A 16133-nucleotide genomic window follows, 5' to 3' on the forward strand; every position below is an offset into this window, starting at 1 on the left:
GGCGCTATCGTATGGCCAAGCCGCCTTGCCTTGTGGTGCATGTCTCGGCCAGCGATTCGTCGAGCGCTTGGACGACCATGCCGGCCTGCTCCGCCGACAACACCAGCGGCGGGCGGATCTTGAGCACGTTGTGTCCCTGGGCACACGCGCTGAGCAACACGCCTTTGTCGCGCATCCGGTTGACGACCCGGCTGGTGAGTTCGCGCGCCGGCGCCCGCGTCGCCCGGTTCGATACCAGTTCGACGCCCACGAAGAGCCCCGCCCCCCGAACGTCGCCGATGGCCTCGTGCTTCGCGGCGAGCCCCGCGATGCCGTCGAGCAGCAATCGGCCGATCCTGGCCGCGTGCCGCACCAGTCGGTCCCGCTCGATGGTCTCCAACACCGCCAGGGCCGCTGCGCATGAGACCGTGTTGCCGGCGAAGGTGTTGAAGTAGCGGGAGTTCTTGCCGAATTCCGCCAGGGCGTCGGCTGTCGCAAGGATGCCGGCGATCGGCTGGCCGTTGCCCATGGGCTTGCCCATGGTGACGATGTCGGGAACGAGGCCGTGGCGCTGAAAGCCCCACAGATGCTCGCCCGTGCGGCCGAAGCCAGGCTGCACCTCGTCGGCGATGAACAGCCCGCCAGCGCGCTGGATCGCCTCGACCGCCCCCTTCAGGAAGCCCGCGGGCTCGGGCAGTATGCCGTCGCTGGTGAAAAGCGAATCGACGATCAAGGCGGCCGGCCGGATGCCGTGGCGCTGCAGGTCGGCGATGGCCGCCTCGACGTCGCGCGTGAAGCGCTCGCCGAGGTCGGCACCCTCGGCGTGGTAGCGGCGCGGCGCCGGCACCAGGCGAACGTGCGCCCCCAGGTCGACGGTCGGGCCCAGCGAGGGCGAGAACTGCGACACGGCGTCCGTGATGCCGTGGTATGCCGTGTCGGTGACGATCACCCCCGTGCCGCCGGTGCGCACCTTGGCGATGCGATAAGCCAGGTCGTTGGCCTCGCTGCCGGTACAAGTCAGCATCAGGTGGGCCAGATCCGTGCCCGGCACGCTCGCCAGCAGGCGCTCGGCCAGTTCGAGGATGGTGTCGTGGAGGTAGCGCGTGTTGGTCGCGAGGGTCGTCACCTGGCCGCAGATCGCCTCGGTCACCGCGGGGTGGCAATGGCCGAGCGAGGTGACGTTGTTGTAGGCGTCGAGGTAGCGGCGGCCCTGAGGGTCCATCAGCCAAACGCCGTCACCGCGCACGATGTGCAGCGGATGCTCATACATCAGCCGGTAGGCCGGGCCGAGCAGCGCATTGCGCCGATCGATCATGGCCTCGGTGGCGGGGCCGACCTGGGCTCGGCCGGGGATGTAGGCATTGACCATATTGAAATCAGCAGTGGTTTTCATGGCGGGGTTTCAGTGGGTGTGGGGGTCAACAGGCGGTCGCGCGCCTCGTGGCGGGAAAGGTCGGCCATCTGCGACAGCGCCTGCCAGGCTGCCGGGTTGTGCCGCATGATGTAGTCGCGGTTTTCGGGATAGCGCAAGGCCCGCCACTCCGAGATCAAGGCCGTGATCAGGTGGCGCGTCGCCATGAGATCGGCGACGATCTCCTGCTCCGGCTCGGTCAGCGGCACAACGGATTGGTAGGCCCTGACGAACTGCGCCGGCCCTTCGAACGGATCGGCGCAGCCGGCCATGTGGAAGGCCGCTGCCGTGGCCACCTCGCCGACCAATGGCGCGTGCAGCATGTCGCCGAAGTCGATGATGCCGGTGATGCGCGACGGGTCGTGCGGCGCGACCAGCACGTTGTAGAGGTGATAGTCGTTATGGATCACCTGCGCCCTCAACGAAGCAAGGCGAGGCAGCATGTGGTCGATGAAGCGGGCCATGAACGACTGGGCCAGCGCGCGCCTCGGGCCTTCCACCAGGCTGTCGAGCTGGACGGTCAGACGATGCGCTGCCGACACGTTCCACAGCAGATCATGGGCCGCCGCCGGATGCGTGAAGCCTTGCAGGGCAAGGTTCAGCGCGGCCAGGCCTTGGCCCATCGCCACCCGCTGGGCAACGGTGCGCGGCGTCTCCCGAATCTGGATGCCATCCAGGTAGGTGAGCATGCGCACGGTGGTCTGGATGCCCCCGGCGAGTTCCACGGTATCGCGCGCGCGTCCGTCCAGCATCCGCACCACGCGCGGAACCGGCTGGCCGGGCGATGTGCGGGCGATGTGCTCGATGGCGGCGATCTGGAAATCGACCAGTTCCACCCGCTCGGAAGGGTTGCTGATCTTGAACACGTAGCGCGCGCCGTCGGCCGACTCCAACGCGCAGTTTTGGTCGCGCTCGCCAGCGAGTGCCCTCACGCCGACGTCGAGGCCGTAGAGGCGCTTCACCAGGCCCTGCACCTCGGCTGGCGCCAGCTGGGGGGCTGCCGTGCTCAGTGCCGCGGCTTGGTCACGCATCGCGCCCTGGGTTCCCAGGTGGGGGTCGAGGCGGAGCATCAGAGTCCGAGCAATGCAGGAAGCTGGCGAACGTCTGTCAGGCGGCACACGCCGTAGTCGCTCGACGCAGGCTCATGGCCCCGGTCGATGAAGGCCTTGGCCATGAACCCCAGGTCGGACGCCGTCATCAGGTCATAACGAAAGCTCGACGAGACATGCATCATCTGACCGGGCCCGCATCCCAGCCGGTCGAACATGTATTCGAAGGCTTGCATGCGCGGCTTGTACGCGCGCGCTTCCTCGGCGGTATAGACCGCGTGGAAGGGGGCCTTGAGGTGCGCGACGCTGTGGGGAATGAGGTCGACCATCGAGTTCGACAGGATGACCAGCGGTACTTCTGGCGCGATCGCCTCCAGCACTTCCACCACGTTCGGGTGTGGCTGCCAGGTTGGCACGGCGTCGTACAAAGCGGCAGCATCCGATGCCAGGCATTCGATGCCATGCGCCTTGCAGGCACGTTGGATGGCGTTCGCCACCACGTCGTAGAAAGGCTTCCAGTCGCCCAGCACCTCGTCGAGGCGATAGGCCCGAAAACTGTCCAGGAACGCCGGCATCCGATCGGCCGCCACCCGGTCTTTGAACAGGACCTTCGCCGTCGGCCCCATCTCGAAGTTGATGAGCGTGCCGTAGCAGTCGAAGCTGATGAATCGAGGTTTGAAGATCATGGGCAGATCTGCTGTGTTGAGGTGAAACGAGTCTAGGACTGCACCCTTTACAGGAGATGCCATATCGATGCGAGTCCCGAGCAGTTTCTTTGTCAATCTGCACGGGGCCTGGCATTTTTGGATAGCGTTGTTTTGCCCTCTTCCGGCGCGATGGCGGCCATCACCGCATCGCGAGGCGCACCCTGCGCCTGCGATCACGCAGGGGTGGCACGATGGGAATGGGGCTGCCCCCCGCGCCGACGGGCAGGTCACATTGCGCTGAGCAATTGCAGATTCGTCAGGCCAGCCTTGGCTCGCCGCGTTGGAAGACCGCGCTCGACCGGCATGCAGCGAGTCGCTGCGATCTCCCTGCATTCACGGTCGCAGCGAATCCGCCTCGGCGCAATTGGTGCCAGCCGGTCCTAGTTCTTCGCTGTGCCCTGCGGCAGGTGCTGCAGGGCGCTGCGGGCCGCCTCGTGCAGCAGCATCACCGCATCGGCCAGCGTCTGCAGGTGGTCGCCGGGGTATTCGATGCGCAGCGACACCTTGCCGCGCGCCACCATCAGCATCAGCGGCGGCGCTTTCGGCGCGCGCGTGCCGGCTTCGTCAGGCTCGCCCTGGGCTGGCAGCAGCATCTCCAGCAGATGGGACACCATGGATGGCTGCACCCATCGCTTGGCGTGCAGGCCGCCCTCGCCCACCACCGCAAAATGCTGCCAGAAAGGCAGCGGCACGCCGGGCCACGCCATCTCCTCGAACATGGCGAGCCAGCGCACCTCCTCGGGCAAGTCCCCCGGCAACGAGGTCTGCAGCGTATCGGTGAAGGCACCGTAGGCTTCGCGCTCCAGCGCCTCCTTGAGCGGGCGGGAGACCAGCATGAGCGCCACGTCGGGCTCCACGCCCACATCGATGCGCGCGCGCAGTTCCGTGCCCCGCAGGTAGTGGCGCTGCGGCGCCCCGCACTCCAGGCGCCAGGTGCGCCCTTCGTACTGGCCCAGCATCAGGAACCCGCCCGGCTCCGCGGTTCGCGAGAAAGCCAGGCCCTGCGCGGCCGCCCACTGCTCGGTATCCTCCAGCGACACGGGGCGCGGAGGATCGTCGGGGCGTGGGCCCAAGGCGAAGGCTTTGCGAAAGCGCTCGAACATGGTGTGAAAAAATGAAGGCAAAGGCTCGGCAGAAGCAGCCATTATTCGCCCAAACCCGCCACCTCTGCACACACACGCTAGCATGCACGGCACTTTCCACCCCTTGGGACTTTTTGGGGACTTCTTCGGTACTTGCCGGGCCGTTTCTGCCGGGTCGCCCCACATCGCCGCATGACCGCACCCTCCGCCACCCCGGACCACACCGCCGCCCTCTCGCGCCGGACCGCCATCGCCGCAGCGGCCCTGGGGCTGCTGCCCGCTGTCGAAGCACGGGCCGGCACCGTGGCGACCTGGCCGCCCGAGGGCACCTCCGACACCGCGGTGCAACTGGTGCGATGGGTGCAGGGCACGGCCGACCATGGCGGCCTGCCGTTCGCCGTGATCGACAAGCTGGGCGCGCGCCTGCATGTCTTTGCCGCCGACGGGCGCTGGCGCGGCAGCGCAGCCGTGTTGCTGGGCTCCGCCCGCGGAGACGCCTCGGTGCCCGGCATCGGCGACAAGCCCCTGTCGAAGATCCGGCCCGAGGAGCGCACCACCCCGGCCGGCCGTTTCATCACCGAGCCGGGGCTGAACCTGCGCGGCGACGACATCGTCTGGATCGACTACGACGCCGCCGTGTCCCTGCACCGGCTGCGCAGCGTGAGCCCTCCAGAGCGCCGGCGCGAGCGGCTGGTGCATGGCAGCGCGCAGGACAAGCGGATTTCCTACGGCTGCGTGAATGTGGACGCGGCGTTCTACGACCGGCTCATCGCGCCCGTGTTCGGCCAGTCGGCGGGCGTGGCGTACATCCTGCCGGACACTTGGTCTTTTGCGACTGTTTTTGCAGCGGCCAGCGCTTATCTGTAAAGCGGCGGCGGCCTGTCGGCCTCAAACGGCGGCGCGCTCCAGCCGGAACACCGGGCGGCGCTCGCCCACGGGCACGCCCCGTGCGCTCAGCAGCGGTGCGGCGCGCCAGGGCGCCAACGCGGCGCGCTGGGCGTCATTCATCCAGCCCAGCTGGTCCAGCACCTCGACGGCGGCGGCGATCTGCGCGGTCATGTTGCCGTCCATGACCTTGAGCGCGAAGGCCTCGCCCCGGCTGCGGCTGCCCAGCACCTGCACGCCATCGGCGCCCGTCTTGGACACCCAGTCGCCCCCGCCGGCCCGCATGAAGTCGGCATCGTGCCGCCCCGTGCCCGAGCCCAGTGCAGGAAACGCCACCATGGCATCGGCCAGCGCCGCCAAGTGCGGGCCCAGGTCGCTGTCCTGCGGTGCTTCGCCGGCCAGCCGGGCGTAGCCCCGCGCCAGGTGCGCCAGCGGCATGGCGTAGTTGGGCGCCGAACAGCCATCGATGCCCATCGCCAGGTCGCCGGGTGCGAGCCCCACGGCGCTGGCGACCTGCTCGCGCACCTGGATCTGCAGCGGGTGCATGGGGTCGGTGTAGTCGGGCAAGGAAAGGCCTTGCTGCACGCAGTACGCCACGAACACCGCATGCTTGCCGCTGCAGTTGTGGTGGCGCTCGTCGTGCACGGCACCGGGCGCGACCGTACCCAGCCCGAGGGCTGCGAACAGGGGCACGTGGCAGCCGCAGCGCAGCACGGTGTGGTCCTGGCCCACGCTGTCGAGCATGCCCTGCACCACCTGCACGTGCTGCGCCTCGCCGTTGTGGCTGGCGCACAGCAGTGCCAGTTCGCGCTTGCCCCAGGCGAGGGCGTGCACGCCGCCGGACTGCAGCAGCGGCAGGGCCTGGAAGGCCTTGATGGTGGAGCGGGTGAACACCCGGGCCCACGGGTCGCCCACCTGCGCGAGCAGCCGGCCCTGCCGGTCCACCACGGCCACCGAGCCGGCATGCAGGCTTTCGGGAATGCCGCCACGGGTGAGTTCGATCAACGGTGCATGGTGCATTGGGGCTGCTCGCTTTCGTTCTGGGAGTGGGCCTGCCCTCGGGCAGGCGGATGAAAAGATCCCGGTTCTGCCGCGTCAGTGCGGCAGCACCGTGCCGCCCGACACGCGAAAGCCCACCGTCGGCCCGCCGGCCGCCTTGCCCAGCGGCACCCCGAGCGCGATCACTCCAGTGCCATGCAGCAGGCAGGCGTCGCGGCGCAGGTTGACGACGGTGCTGCCGCCCCCGAAGTGCACCCAGGTGCCGAAGCTGCTGAGGTCGGTGAGCACGAAGGTGCCGTTGCGCCAGTCGATGCGGGCATGCAGGCGCGAGACGCGGGGGTCGCCCACATGCACCTGGGCCTGCGTGGCGCGGCCCAGGTGCACGGGCGTCTGGGTGGACAGGAAGGCGCGGTGCGCGCCGCCCCAGGACAGTTCCAGGCAGGCGCTGCCGGAATCGAGCGGCATCACCGTGCTGGGCAGCGCCGCCTGCATGGTGACCGAATCGCCTTCCTCGCCATCGCGCCATTCGACCTGGTACATGACGATGGGCTCGGACCGACCGCGCAGGTCCATGGCGCCCAGGCGTACGAACCAGGTGCCGTCCACCGACCCCGCCTGCTCCACGGTGCTTTCGGTGGCCCAGATCTCGCGCGGGCCGGCACGCTCGGACAACCGGGCGGCCACGTTGACCGCGTCGCCGTAGCAGTCGCCGTCCACCTGCACGATCTCGCCGCTGGCCAGGCCCGCCCGCAGGTCGAGGCGCAGTTCGCGCGGCCAAGCATGCATGCGGTGGTGGTGGCTGCGCATCATCGCGGCCATGGCGGCCACGCCGGCCGCGCCGTCCTCGAACACGCCGAGCACGCCATCGCCCAGCGTCTTGACCACGCGGCCGCCATGGGTGATGACGGTCTCGCCGATCCAGTCGGTCAGCTGGGTCACGGCGGCGGTCGCGCGTGCATTGCCCACAGCCTCGAACAGGGCGGTGCTGCCCGCGATGTCGGCGAACACGACGGTGTGCACCGCGCCGCCCGTCATGGCGCGGCCTTCCGGCGAGCGCCTGGCCGCGTGGTGGCGCCAGGGCCTTCAAAGATCAGGGATGCGTGCACGCAACACGCGAACAGACGAGGCACGGAGGGGAAAGAATGGAAACGGAATGCAAATTATGGGGCCGGCTCGGGCGGCCTGCAGCGGGGGCATGGAAGGTGGCCCCGCCCGCGTTCCTCAGTGGGTGTGGCCCCAGTACAGCAGCGCGTCGCGCCCCTCGACCGACAGCGACACCGTGGCGCCCACGGGCAGCAGCACCTTGGTGGCGACATGGCCGTAAGGCAGGTTGGTCAGCACCGGCGCCTTGATCTGCGTGCGCAGCCAGTCCACCACGCTCTGCAGCTTGAAGCCCTTGTCGTGCGGTGCGAGCTTGTAGCCGGTGAACTGGCCCAGGATCACGGCCTTTTGCTGCGCCAGCACGCCCGCGTGCAGCAATTGCGTGAGCAGGCGCTCCACGCGGTAGGGGTGCTCGTTCACGTCCTCGATGAAGAGGATGCCGCCGCGCACCGCCGGCAGGTAGGGCGTGCCCACCAGCCCGGCCAGCACGGCCAGATTGCCGCCCCAGAGCTGCGCGCTTTTCACGTAGATGTCGCGCACCGCGGGCTGGCCGGCGGCGTTGGGCTTTTCGGCGTTCATGCGCCAGCCGCTGCCCTCGCCGTGGCCGGTGAGCAGGTCGTCCAGGCAGGCCAGCATGATGTCGTCGGGCTCGCCTTCCGGGCCCAGGTCTCCGCACAGCGAGGGGCCGGCCCAGGTGATGGCGCCGGTCTTGGCCAGCAATGCGTTCTGGAACGCCGTGAAGTCGCTCACGCCGACGAAGCGCGTGCCCCCCGCAACCGCCTTGGCCACCGCCTTGTAGCGGATGCCCGGCAGGATGCGGGTGATGCCATAGCCGCCGCGCGAGATCAGGGCCAGGTCGGCGCCGCTGGCCGCCGCGCGGTGGATGGCTGCGAGACGCGTCGCTTCGTCGCCGGCGAAGCGCGTGTGGGTGGCCAGGGCATCGGCGTCCACCTCGACCTCGTGCCCCATTGCCTTCAGGCGGGCGATGCCGCGCTTGAAGGCCGCCTTGTCACGTACCGCGCCCGAGGGCGAATAGATGTAGATGTGCCGGGGGCCGTGGTCGTGGCCGCAATGGGCGTGGTCGTCATGGGATGCAAGGGACAAGGCATTCAGGCCGCGCGGGCCTGCTCCGGTGGATGCGGTGTGTGCGCCGGTGCGGCCGGCGCGCTAGGGTCGGAAGTATTCCACAGCCCGCGCGGCGATTTCGGCGCCCTGCTCCGGCACGAAATGCCCCGCACCGGGCACCGCCAGCGGCGGCGGGCTGCCGCGCACCAGGGCCTGCAGGGATTGCATGGCCATGGGGCCCAGCGCGGCGTCCGGTGCACCGGCCACCAGCAGGCTGCGGCCTGTCCATTCGCCCTGCCAGAAGCGGCGGGCCGCCAGGGCCATGACGGCGCCCTCGGGTTCCTCCGGCACGGCCTGCGGCAGCGCCCGCAGCGCAGCGCGAAAACCCACATCGGGAAACGGCGCATCGTAGGCCGCCTGCTCCTCGGGAGTCAGCGGGCTGCCGGCCTGCGCCACCAGGCGGCCCGCGCCCGCGCTGCGGCCGGCCCGGGCGCATTCGGCCTGCCACGCCTGCAGGCGATGGGGCACCGGCGCATCGGCGCCAGCGAGCCAGGTGTTCATGGCCAGCACGCCGTCGAACCGCCCGGGCAAGGCCATGGGCAGCGTCAGGCCCAGCGCCCCGCCCCAGCCCTGCACCACCAGCACAGCGTGGCGCAGGTCCAGCCGTTCAATCCATTCGATCAGCACCTGCCGGTGCCATTCGAAGCGGTGGGCGGCCTCTTTCTTGGGCTTGTCGCTGCGGCCGAAGCCGATGAGGTCGGGCACCACCACCCGGTCGCCCGCGGCGGCGAACACCGGCAGCATGTGGCGGTACAGGTAGCTCCAGGTGGGCAGGTCGTGCAGGCACAGCCAGGTGCGGGCTGCATCGCGCGTGCCCTCGTCCAGGTAGTGCAGGCGCAAGCCGGCGAGCGCGGGCAGGTCGCTCAGGTAGTGCGGCGCCCAAGGATAATCGGGCAGGCCGGCGAAGGCGGAGTCCGGCGTGCGCAGCGCGTCGTCGCGCAGCGGGTGGGCCGACAGCGCCTGGGCGCGCTGCTGGCTGCGCCGCGCGCGGAAAAAACCGCTGAGCAACTCGCCGCACTCCGGGGCCAGCACGCCGCGCCGCACCTGGGTGTGGTGGTTCAGCCGCGGCTCGGCGAACAGATCGACGACCGAGCCGGCCGCGCCGGTCTTGGCGTCCTGCGCCCCGTAGACCACGCGCGGCAGGCGGGCGTGCAGCATGGCGCCGCTGCACATGGCACAGGGCTCCAGCGTGACGTAGAGGGTGCAGCCATCCAGCCGGTAGTTGCCCAGCCGCGCCGCCGCCGCCCGCAGCGCGGCGATCTCGGCGTGGGCGGTGGGATCGTGGCCGGCGATGGGGGCGTTGCGGCCCGTGGCGATGACTTCGCCGTTGCGCACCACCACCGCGCCCACCGGCACCTCGCCCGCCTCGGCCGCGGCACGCGCCTCGGCCAGGGCGTGGCGCATCCAGCGCGCATCTTCATCGTCGGCCGAATCCATCATTTGCTATTATTTTTATAGCTATCAGGGCATGAAAAACGCCGGCATGGGCCCGATTTCACTTGGATTCGTCTTCCGGCATGGGGCGGGCCTGCTGCATGAGCGCTTCCATCTGCTGCTTGACCTGTTGCTGCACCTGCTGGCTCTGCTCGCGCACGGTGGCGGCCGAGGCCCCGCTGGCCGGCGGCTGGGCGCCCGGCACTGACACCACCGGCACGGCAGAGCGCGTGGCGCCCAGCTGCTTTTTGACCAGTAACCCAACAATCGCCAGGGCCACCAGCAGGGCCACCAGTCCGAATCCCATGCGCATGCCATCTCTCCTGTGTGGCGTGGGCGGCTGCGGCCCCGTGCCTGCCATGCCCCGCCTGCCAGCCGGTGCGAGGCGTTTTGTCTCGCGCAACCGGGCAGAGGCGCCACTGTAACGACAAAGGGCGCGCCGCCTGGCGCGGGCGAGCGAGCGAGCAAACGCAATCAGATCACAACGCGGCTGGGCATTGGCCGAACTTTCGCCAGCAGGTGGGAAGCGCGACTGCCCATGCCACCGGCCCCGGCCGCTGGCTGCGAGCCTACCTGCGGGCGTTGCCGGTCGGTCGGGCGAGCGCAATTGGTTTTTTTTCCACCCACGCGACCGCAACCGGAACGCCTGCACGCCCGAACAGCGCGGCGACCTGCTCCAGGTGCTCGGGCCTGCGGTCCTCGTATTCGCTGAAGCGGCCCGAGTCGTTGTTGATGCACAGCGACCCGTCTGCGCGGGCGTAGAGCAGACCGCTGATGCGGGCATGCGGAAACCCGGCTGTCGATTGCCAGGGCGAGGCCACCAAAGAGCCGCCCACGAGCGTCACATGGCCTTGCATGAAAGCCCGCGGGTCGAGCGCGTCCTCCGGCTTCTTCTTGGCCACTTTGTCTGGCTTGCCCGCCTTTTCCTCCTTTTCTGCGGTGTCCTTGACCTTCTCCTTTTGTTTCTCTTTGGCCTTCTCCGGGTTGGCGGCCTTGGCCTGGTCCTGGGCGGCGAGGGCCTGCGCGACCTCTGGCGGCGCGCCGACGAGCACTTCGCCGATCACCAGCGACCCGTTAGGGGCTATGTCCCATTTGTAGCGCACCTTGTGCGCGCGCAAATCATCGAGCCGCAACTGCGCCGCCAAGCCGCCGGCCGGCGCAGGGTCGGCGGCAGCGGCCGCATTCAGGGCCGCCGCGCCGCCGCCGTCCGAGCGGTCGCGCGCATCGAGGTCGGCCTGCCGCCGGATGAACAAACGGCCGCGGCCATCCGGCGCTGCATGCTCGGCGACGAACACCCGGGTCGGGTTCACGCGGACCCGGCGATAGTCGCCGTATGCCGGCTCCATCTCCTGCTTCTGGATCGGGCACCGGCGAATGACCTGGCCCTGCGCGTCGGTCTTGACCTTGCCGCGGGCGGGCTGGCTGCTGCCGAACCGCTGCGTCAGCGCGTCATCGCGGGCCTGATCGACCTGCAGCTCAGCAGCGCCGGGAACGGCGAGCGCGGGCGCCGAGGCCGAGCGCTGCAGCGGCCGCTGGCGACCCGCCAGCGCGGGATGCGCCAGCGTGGATGCCTGGCCGGCGCTCTCGGCGCACAGGGTCGGCGGCTGGACACTGGACGATGAGGGCACGCGTGGTAGCGTTGCGGCGGCAGTGGGGGAGTGCTTGACGAAAGTCACGGTCATCCTCGAAGTTCTGGTGTGCCCACCTTAGCCCGGAAAATAGAATATGCAGTTCGTTTGCGAAGCGACTGTCGGGCCAGCGAAACGCGGCGCCCTGCCACATGGGCCAACCCTGTCGCCACGCCCCCGGGGATAATCGCCCCCATGTCCCTGCTGCCCCACCAGATCGAACTGCTTTCCCCGGCGCGCGACGCCGACATCGGCATCGAGGCCGTCAACCATGGCGCCGACGCCGTCTACATCGGCGGCCCGGCCTTCGGCGCCCGGGCCGGCGCGGGCAACGATCTGCGCGACCTGGAGCGCCTGGTGCGCCATGCGCACCGCTTCCACAGCCGCATCTTCGTCACGCTGAACACCATCTTGCGGGACGACGAGCTGGAAGGCGCACGGCAGATGGCCTGGCAGGTATACAACGCCGGGGCCGACGCGCTCATCATCCAGGACATGGGCCTGCTCGAACTGGACCTGCCGCCCATCCAGCTGCACGCCAGCACCCAGACCGACATCCGCACGCCCGAGAAGGCGCGCTTCCTGCAGGACGCGGGCCTGTCGCAGATCGTGATCGCGCGCGAGCTGGACCTGCAGGAGATCGCCGCCGTGCGCGCCGCCACCGACCCGGCGCGCACCACCATCGAATTCTTCGTGCACGGCGCGCTTTGCGTGGCCTATTCCGGCCAGTGCTACATCACCCATGCGCACACCGGCCGCAGCGCCAACCGGGGCGACTGCAACCAGGCCTGCCGCCTGCCGTACGAGGTGCTGGACGGCAGCGGACGCATCATCGCCCACGAAAAGCACGTGCTGTCGATGAAGGACAACAACCAGAGCGATAACCTGCGGGCGCTCATCGATGCGGGCGTGCGCAGCTTCAAGATCGAGGGCCGCTACAAGGACATGGGCTACGTGAAGAACATCACGGCGCACTACCGCAAGCTGCTCGACGAGATCATCGAAGAGCGCGAGTTCTCGGCCGAGCCGCTGGCGCGCTCGTCGTCCGGCCGCACCACGTTCACCTTCACGCCCGACCCCGACCAGAACTTCAACCGCGAGTTCACCGACTACTTCGTGAACGGTCGCCAGGACGACATCGGCGCGTTCGACACGCCCAAGACGCCGGGCCGCCCCATCGGGTGGGTCACCAAGGTGGGCGAGAACTTCGCTGACCTCGAACTGTCCAGCCCGGACACCGTGCTGCACAACGGCGACGGCCTGTGCTACTACGACCTGCAAAAGGAACTGGTGGGCCTGCAGATCAACCGCGCCGAGGCCGTCAACGCCCGGAAAGGCCTGTGGCGCGTGTTCCCCAAGGACCCCATCGCCGGCTTCAAGGATCTGCGCCGTGGGCTGGAGATCAACCGCAACCGCGATATGGACTGGGTGCGTACGCTCGACAAGAAGTCGAGCGACCGGCGCATCGGCCTGTGGGCACAGATGTCCGAAACGCCCGACGGCTTCGACCTCACGCTGACCGACGAGGACGGCTTCGTCGGCAGCGCGGCGATCGTGCACCCGCACCAGCGCGCCACCGACGGGCCCCAAGCCGAAGCCACGCTGCGCGAGCAAATCGGCCGCTTCGGCGCCACGGTGTTCTCCGTGCACGACATCGCCCTGAGCCTCTCGCAGCCCTGGTTCGTGCCGGCCTCGGCATTGAACCCACTGCGCCGCGACGCGGTGGCCGCGCTCGAATCCGCGCGCGCCGCCGGCCTGGTGCGCCTGCCCCGCGCCGAGCCTGTCCAGCCCCCCGCGCCCTTCCCCGAAGACACGCTCACCTATCTTGCCAACGTGTTCAACCAGAAGGCGCACGACTTCTACGTGAAGCACGGCGTGAAGGTGATCGATGCGGCCTACGAGTCGAAGGAAGAGGAAGGAGAAGTCAGCCTGATGATCACCAAGCACTGCGTGCGCTTTTCCATGAGCCTATGCCCCAAGCAGGCCAAGGGCGTGATCGGCGTGAAGGGCACCATCAAGGCTGAGCCGCTGCAGCTCATCAACGGCAAGGAAAAACTCACCCTGCGCTTTGACTGCAAGCCGTGCGAGATGCACGTCGTGGGCAAGATGAAGAAGTCGGTGCTCAACCAACACGCGCGCGATATGCAGGCGGTGCCGATGCAGTTCTACCGCACACGACCTGTGGCGGGATAGCACCGTTGCAACGCGGCTTTGGCCGCCGCCGCATGCCCCGGGACATTCGCCCCGGCTACACCCGACCCCCATCAGCCTCAAACGGAGGGCCAGAATCTGCGGCCGAGAACAACCCGCGAGGTGCGGTCTTGCCTAAACGTCTTTCGCAAAAGAGTAGAAAACAGGATGATAAGCCAGGGGCGTTTAAGCAGCGATTTTAAATACAGTCTTTAAAAACCGAACAGGCCACAATAAAATATATTACATAAAAACTTGGAACCAAGAACACAGCAGCCACAAAAATTGACGAAAGCTTAAACCTCGTTATTGCAAACAAGCAAAAAGGTGTTGCGACCGCCAAAACCAAATACTCCCTCTTTGGCAAGGCCTCAAGCCAATTCGTATTGTAATCAATGAAATACATTGAAAACACCGACAAGAAAATAATGGCGCAAAGATAAAAAAGCAACTTCAACGATCCTATCGCCGCATCCAAAAATCGCCCTTTCATCATTTGACCTCGACTGTTCCAACAGGGGCAACAATATTGCTGATAGGCAAAGGATTGCCGTATCCAGGTGCCTGCCAATTGCCTCCAGTGTTTAGCGTTGGAGGAACTGCTCCAGCTCTCTGTATGACACCAGACACATACGAGTTGCTATTGTATGTACCGGGATCCATTTGCCCATCCTGCGCCCCAGGAATTAGAGAGACGTTAGGCTTGGAATACGGAAGGCAATTACAGTATTCTTCCGATGCCTTCTTCAGCTTCTTGAGAAACTCACAATCCGTCATTCCTTCCGGCTTCTGAATCGCCTGCCTTACATCTATGCCCTTTGAATCTCCAGGATAGTTGGAACGCGATACAAGATAGCCATTCGCAAAGTTTCCAGAAGGTTGGCCTCCAAGAGTCTTTACACCAGCAAGATCACAATTCGCGTCATCTGGTTTAAGTTCAATGGCAAGATGATGCGAATTCGGATTGGTCAACTTCCCCACTGGACCGGCAGCTGGATGGCCCACGATATTGGTCTCCAATCCTAGCGGGTCAATCATGGTGATGGGCTGATTTGTATAGAGATATAAATTTCCACCCCCATTTAGGTCAATCGGATCCTGCGTGATGTACTGCCCCAGGTGAGGGTCGTAGTACCTGAAGCGGTTGTAATGCAGCCCGGTCTCGGCATCGATCTGCTGGCCCTGCAGCCGGATGCTCTGCTCGATCCGTTGCGGGTTGTATTCCTCCTGCATGTCTCCCTAGGCACCGTAGCTGGCTGCCCAGGTAATCTCGCCGGCCTTCTCGCCATTGCCATCCACCCGTCCGATCGGCGTGCACAGATGGTCGCACAGGCAGTGCCGTATGCATCCTAGCTAACGACCGATGTGCTGCGCTCTCTGAGTAGGTTTCTTTTTTAAGTATGGCAAGCCCATTTCCACACTTGATCACACCATTTTTAATTATCAATTTTGACATTATTAATAAGCATAGAAAAATAGTAGACCAATGCTACATCCCCACCAAAAACAGTAATTTCCTTATCTTTTAAATATATAAAATTATATTGACTTCCATTCTTTCGAGAAAGGTATTTCACATAATATCCATAGGACGTTTCCTGCACAATTCTATCTAAAACCCCCTCCTTATCATTTGGAGATTTTAATATTTTTTCGAAATTTGGCCCTTCATCCACACCCAATGCAACGTCTTCTCCCGTCGAGAGCAAACATCTAAACCGATAACGTTTGCCATCAATCTGAGCACATCCCGTAGGCAGAATAAATTCATGGCCATTAATTTTTACAATTGAATTTCTCGCAGGGGCATCAGCTTGTGCAAACGCCACAACAGAAACTGCCGTAAAAAATGAAATAAATAATTTTTTCATGGTTTTGGAATTCTCCCACCAGGAATGCCATTCCCCAATGTTCCTGGAGTTGACTTATAAACATCAACCGAACCTTGCCCGATATCTTTCATACCTTGAATTCTTTCTTTCCTTGCTGATTCTCTCATATCTTCCAGCTCAGCAGAACTCTTACTGCAAGCAGGACCACTCATGATGCAATCATAAACATCCATATCTTTTTTGTTAGCGCCTTCCATTTTTTAGCGCCATTATTTATTTTCTCCCCACCTTTTTTTATTCCTATTACTTTATTGACTCCGCTGGCACGTCCATCTTGATTGGCCAGTTCAGGAGTGGTCGTCTCTGTCAAACCCAGAGGATCTACATAAATTATTGGATTAAGGGGGTAAATATATTTATTAAATCCCCCATCTAGCCCAATGGGATCCTGCGTGATGTACTGCCCCAGGTGAGGGTCGTAGTACCTGAAGCGGTTGTAATGCAGCCCGGTCTCGGCATCGAGCTGCTGGCCCTGCAGCCGGATGCTCTGCTCGATCCGGTGCGGGTTGTATTCCTCCTGCACATCTCCCCAGGCGCCGTAGCTGGCCGCCCAGGTGATCTCGCCGGCCTTCTCTCCGTTGCCATCCACCAGCCCGATCGGCGTGCCCAGGTGGTCGCACAGGTAGTGCCGGATGGTGAGCGGGTTGCCCG

General features: G+C 65.7%; 16 protein-coding genes. 2 read left to right on the forward strand and 14 right to left on the reverse strand.

The features are described from left to right. Nucleotides 1-4 precede the first annotated feature (4 nt). From AVMA1855_RS10615 to AVMA1855_RS10630, 4 genes are all read right to left on the reverse strand, one after another. Nucleotides 5-1372 (reverse strand): aspartate aminotransferase family protein, encoded by a 1368-nt coding sequence (locus tag AVMA1855_RS10615; RefSeq protein ID WP_284425672.1) that lies wholly within the window; start codon nucleotides 1370-1372, stop codon nucleotides 5-7. Then, on the reverse strand, nucleotides 1369-2460 hold the full coding sequence (locus tag AVMA1855_RS10620) for a phosphotransferase (RefSeq protein ID WP_284425673.1): 1092 nt from the start codon (nucleotides 2458-2460) through the stop codon (nucleotides 1369-1371). Before AVMA1855_RS10620 ends, AVMA1855_RS10615 begins: the two co-directional genes overlap by 4 nt. Next, nucleotides 2460-3125 (reverse strand): haloacid dehalogenase type II, encoded by a 666-nt coding sequence (locus AVMA1855_RS10625; protein WP_284425674.1) that lies wholly within the window; start codon nucleotides 3123-3125, stop codon nucleotides 2460-2462. The genes AVMA1855_RS10620 and AVMA1855_RS10625 overlap by 1 nt, the downstream gene beginning before the upstream one ends. Before the next feature lie 401 nt (nucleotides 3126-3526). Next, nucleotides 3527-4219 (reverse strand): hypothetical protein, encoded by a 693-nt coding sequence (locus AVMA1855_RS10630; protein WP_284425675.1) that lies wholly within the window; start codon nucleotides 4217-4219, stop codon nucleotides 3527-3529. A gap of 201 nt (nucleotides 4220-4420) precedes the next feature. Here AVMA1855_RS10630 and AVMA1855_RS10635 point away from each other — a divergent pair, with 201 nt between their 5' ends. Next, complete coding sequence (locus tag AVMA1855_RS10635; RefSeq protein WP_284425676.1) at nucleotides 4421-5095, forward strand: hypothetical protein; 675 nt, start codon at nucleotides 4421-4423, stop codon at nucleotides 5093-5095. Nucleotides 5096-5116: 21 nt separating this feature from the next. On the opposite strand, the gene AVMA1855_RS10640 is transcribed toward AVMA1855_RS10635, so the two are convergent. The 6 genes from AVMA1855_RS10640 to xopV all read right to left on the reverse strand — a co-directional run bounded on the left by AVMA1855_RS10640 (nucleotide 5117) and on the right by xopV (nucleotide 11454). Then, complete coding sequence (locus tag AVMA1855_RS10640; protein ID WP_284425677.1) at nucleotides 5117-6133, reverse strand: asparaginase; 1017 nt, start codon at nucleotides 6131-6133, stop codon at nucleotides 5117-5119. 75 nt (nucleotides 6134-6208) lie between these two features. Next, nucleotides 6209-7147 (reverse strand): adenylate/guanylate cyclase domain-containing protein, encoded by a 939-nt coding sequence (locus tag AVMA1855_RS10645; protein ID WP_284425678.1) that lies wholly within the window; start codon nucleotides 7145-7147, stop codon nucleotides 6209-6211. A 186-nt stretch (nucleotides 7148-7333) separates the two neighbouring features. Next, entirely contained in the window at nucleotides 7334-8317 is a 984-nt protein-coding gene (locus AVMA1855_RS10650; protein ID WP_284425679.1) for an LD-carboxypeptidase, read from the reverse strand. A 63-nt stretch (nucleotides 8318-8380) separates the two neighbouring features. Next, nucleotides 8381-9775: a tRNA adenosine(34) deaminase TadA gene (gene tadA, locus AVMA1855_RS10655; protein WP_284425694.1), complete on the reverse strand. Its 1395-nt coding sequence runs from the start codon at nucleotides 9773-9775 to the stop codon at nucleotides 8381-8383. Nucleotides 9776-9833: 58 nt separating this feature from the next. Continuing rightward, on the reverse strand, nucleotides 9834-10085 hold the full coding sequence (locus AVMA1855_RS10660) for a hypothetical protein (RefSeq protein WP_284400070.1): 252 nt from the start codon (nucleotides 10083-10085) through the stop codon (nucleotides 9834-9836). 256 nt (nucleotides 10086-10341) lie between these two features. Beyond that, on the reverse strand, nucleotides 10342-11454 hold the full coding sequence (gene xopV / locus AVMA1855_RS10665; RefSeq protein ID WP_284425680.1) for a XopV/AopV family type III secretion system effector: 1113 nt from the start codon (nucleotides 11452-11454) through the stop codon (nucleotides 10342-10344). Between the two features lie 141 nt (nucleotides 11455-11595). On the opposite strand from xopV, the gene AVMA1855_RS10670 reads away from it, so the two are divergent. Beyond that, nucleotides 11596-13593: a peptidase U32 family protein gene (locus AVMA1855_RS10670; protein ID WP_284425681.1), complete on the forward strand. Its 1998-nt coding sequence runs from the start codon at nucleotides 11596-11598 to the stop codon at nucleotides 13591-13593. A gap of 489 nt (nucleotides 13594-14082) precedes the next feature. On the opposite strand, the gene AVMA1855_RS26615 is transcribed toward AVMA1855_RS10670, so the two are convergent. The 4 genes from AVMA1855_RS26615 to AVMA1855_RS10690 all read right to left on the reverse strand — a co-directional run. Then, nucleotides 14083-14823, reverse strand: coding sequence for an RHS repeat-associated core domain-containing protein (locus tag AVMA1855_RS26615; protein ID WP_349817101.1), 741 nt, complete (start codon nucleotides 14821-14823; stop codon nucleotides 14083-14085). A 203-nt stretch (nucleotides 14824-15026) separates the two neighbouring features. Then, entirely contained in the window at nucleotides 15027-15461 is a 435-nt protein-coding gene (locus AVMA1855_RS10680) for a hypothetical protein (protein ID WP_284425682.1), read from the reverse strand. Then, a complete protein-coding gene (locus AVMA1855_RS10685) occupies nucleotides 15458-15634 on the reverse strand; it encodes a hypothetical protein (RefSeq protein WP_284425683.1) in 177 nt (58 codons plus the stop codon). Before AVMA1855_RS10685 ends, AVMA1855_RS10680 begins: the two co-directional genes overlap by 4 nt. Beyond that, nucleotides 15631-16133, reverse strand: a 503-nt coding sequence (locus AVMA1855_RS10690; RefSeq protein ID WP_284425684.1) for an RHS repeat-associated core domain-containing protein, incomplete at its 5' end; no start/stop codon positions are given. The genes AVMA1855_RS10685 and AVMA1855_RS10690, both read right to left, overlap by 4 nt.

The organism is Acidovorax sp. SUPP1855 (assembly GCF_030158955.1).
In the GTDB taxonomy this organism is placed as follows: Bacteria; Pseudomonadota; Gammaproteobacteria; order Burkholderiales; family Burkholderiaceae_C; genus Paracidovorax.

What these genes read in the sequence shown, in the direction of transcription:
- AVMA1855_RS10615 (WP_284425672.1), bottom strand. Translation starts at nt 1,372, where the DNA reads ATGAAAACCACTGCTGATTTCAATATGGTCAATGCCTACATCCCCGGC.
- AVMA1855_RS10620 (WP_284425673.1), bottom strand. Translation starts at nt 2,460, where the DNA reads ATGCTCCGCCTCGACCCCCACCTGGGAACCCAGGGCGCGATGCGTGAC.
- AVMA1855_RS10625 (WP_284425674.1), bottom strand. Translation starts at nt 3,125, where the DNA reads ATGATCTTCAAACCTCGATTCATCAGCTTCGACTGCTACGGCACGCTC.
- AVMA1855_RS10635 (WP_284425676.1), top strand. Translation starts at nt 4,421, where the DNA reads ATGACCGCACCCTCCGCCACCCCGGACCACACCGCCGCCCTCTCGCGC.
- AVMA1855_RS10640 (WP_284425677.1), bottom strand. Translation starts at nt 6,133, where the DNA reads ATGCACCATGCACCGTTGATCGAACTCACCCGTGGCGGCATTCCCGAA.
- AVMA1855_RS10645 (WP_284425678.1), bottom strand. Translation starts at nt 7,147, where the DNA reads ATGACGGGCGGCGCGGTGCACACCGTCGTGTTCGCCGACATCGCGGGC.
- tadA (WP_284425694.1), bottom strand. Translation starts at nt 9,775, where the DNA reads ATGGATTCGGCCGACGATGAAGATGCGCGCTGGATGCGCCACGCCCTG.
- AVMA1855_RS10660 (WP_284400070.1), bottom strand. Translation starts at nt 10,085, where the DNA reads ATGCGCATGGGATTCGGACTGGTGGCCCTGCTGGTGGCCCTGGCGATT.
- xopV (WP_284425680.1), bottom strand. Translation starts at nt 11,454, where the DNA reads ATGACCGTGACTTTCGTCAAGCACTCCCCCACTGCCGCCGCAACGCTA.
- AVMA1855_RS10670 (WP_284425681.1), top strand. Translation starts at nt 11,596, where the DNA reads ATGTCCCTGCTGCCCCACCAGATCGAACTGCTTTCCCCGGCGCGCGAC.
- AVMA1855_RS26615 (WP_349817101.1), bottom strand. Translation starts at nt 14,823, where the DNA reads ATGCAGGAGGAATACAACCCGCAACGGATCGAGCAGAGCATCCGGCTG.
- AVMA1855_RS10680 (WP_284425682.1), bottom strand. Translation starts at nt 15,461, where the DNA reads ATGAAAAAATTATTTATTTCATTTTTTACGGCAGTTTCTGTTGTGGCG.
- AVMA1855_RS10685 (WP_284425683.1), bottom strand. Translation starts at nt 15,634, where the DNA reads ATGAGTGGTCCTGCTTGCAGTAAGAGTTCTGCTGAGCTGGAAGATATG.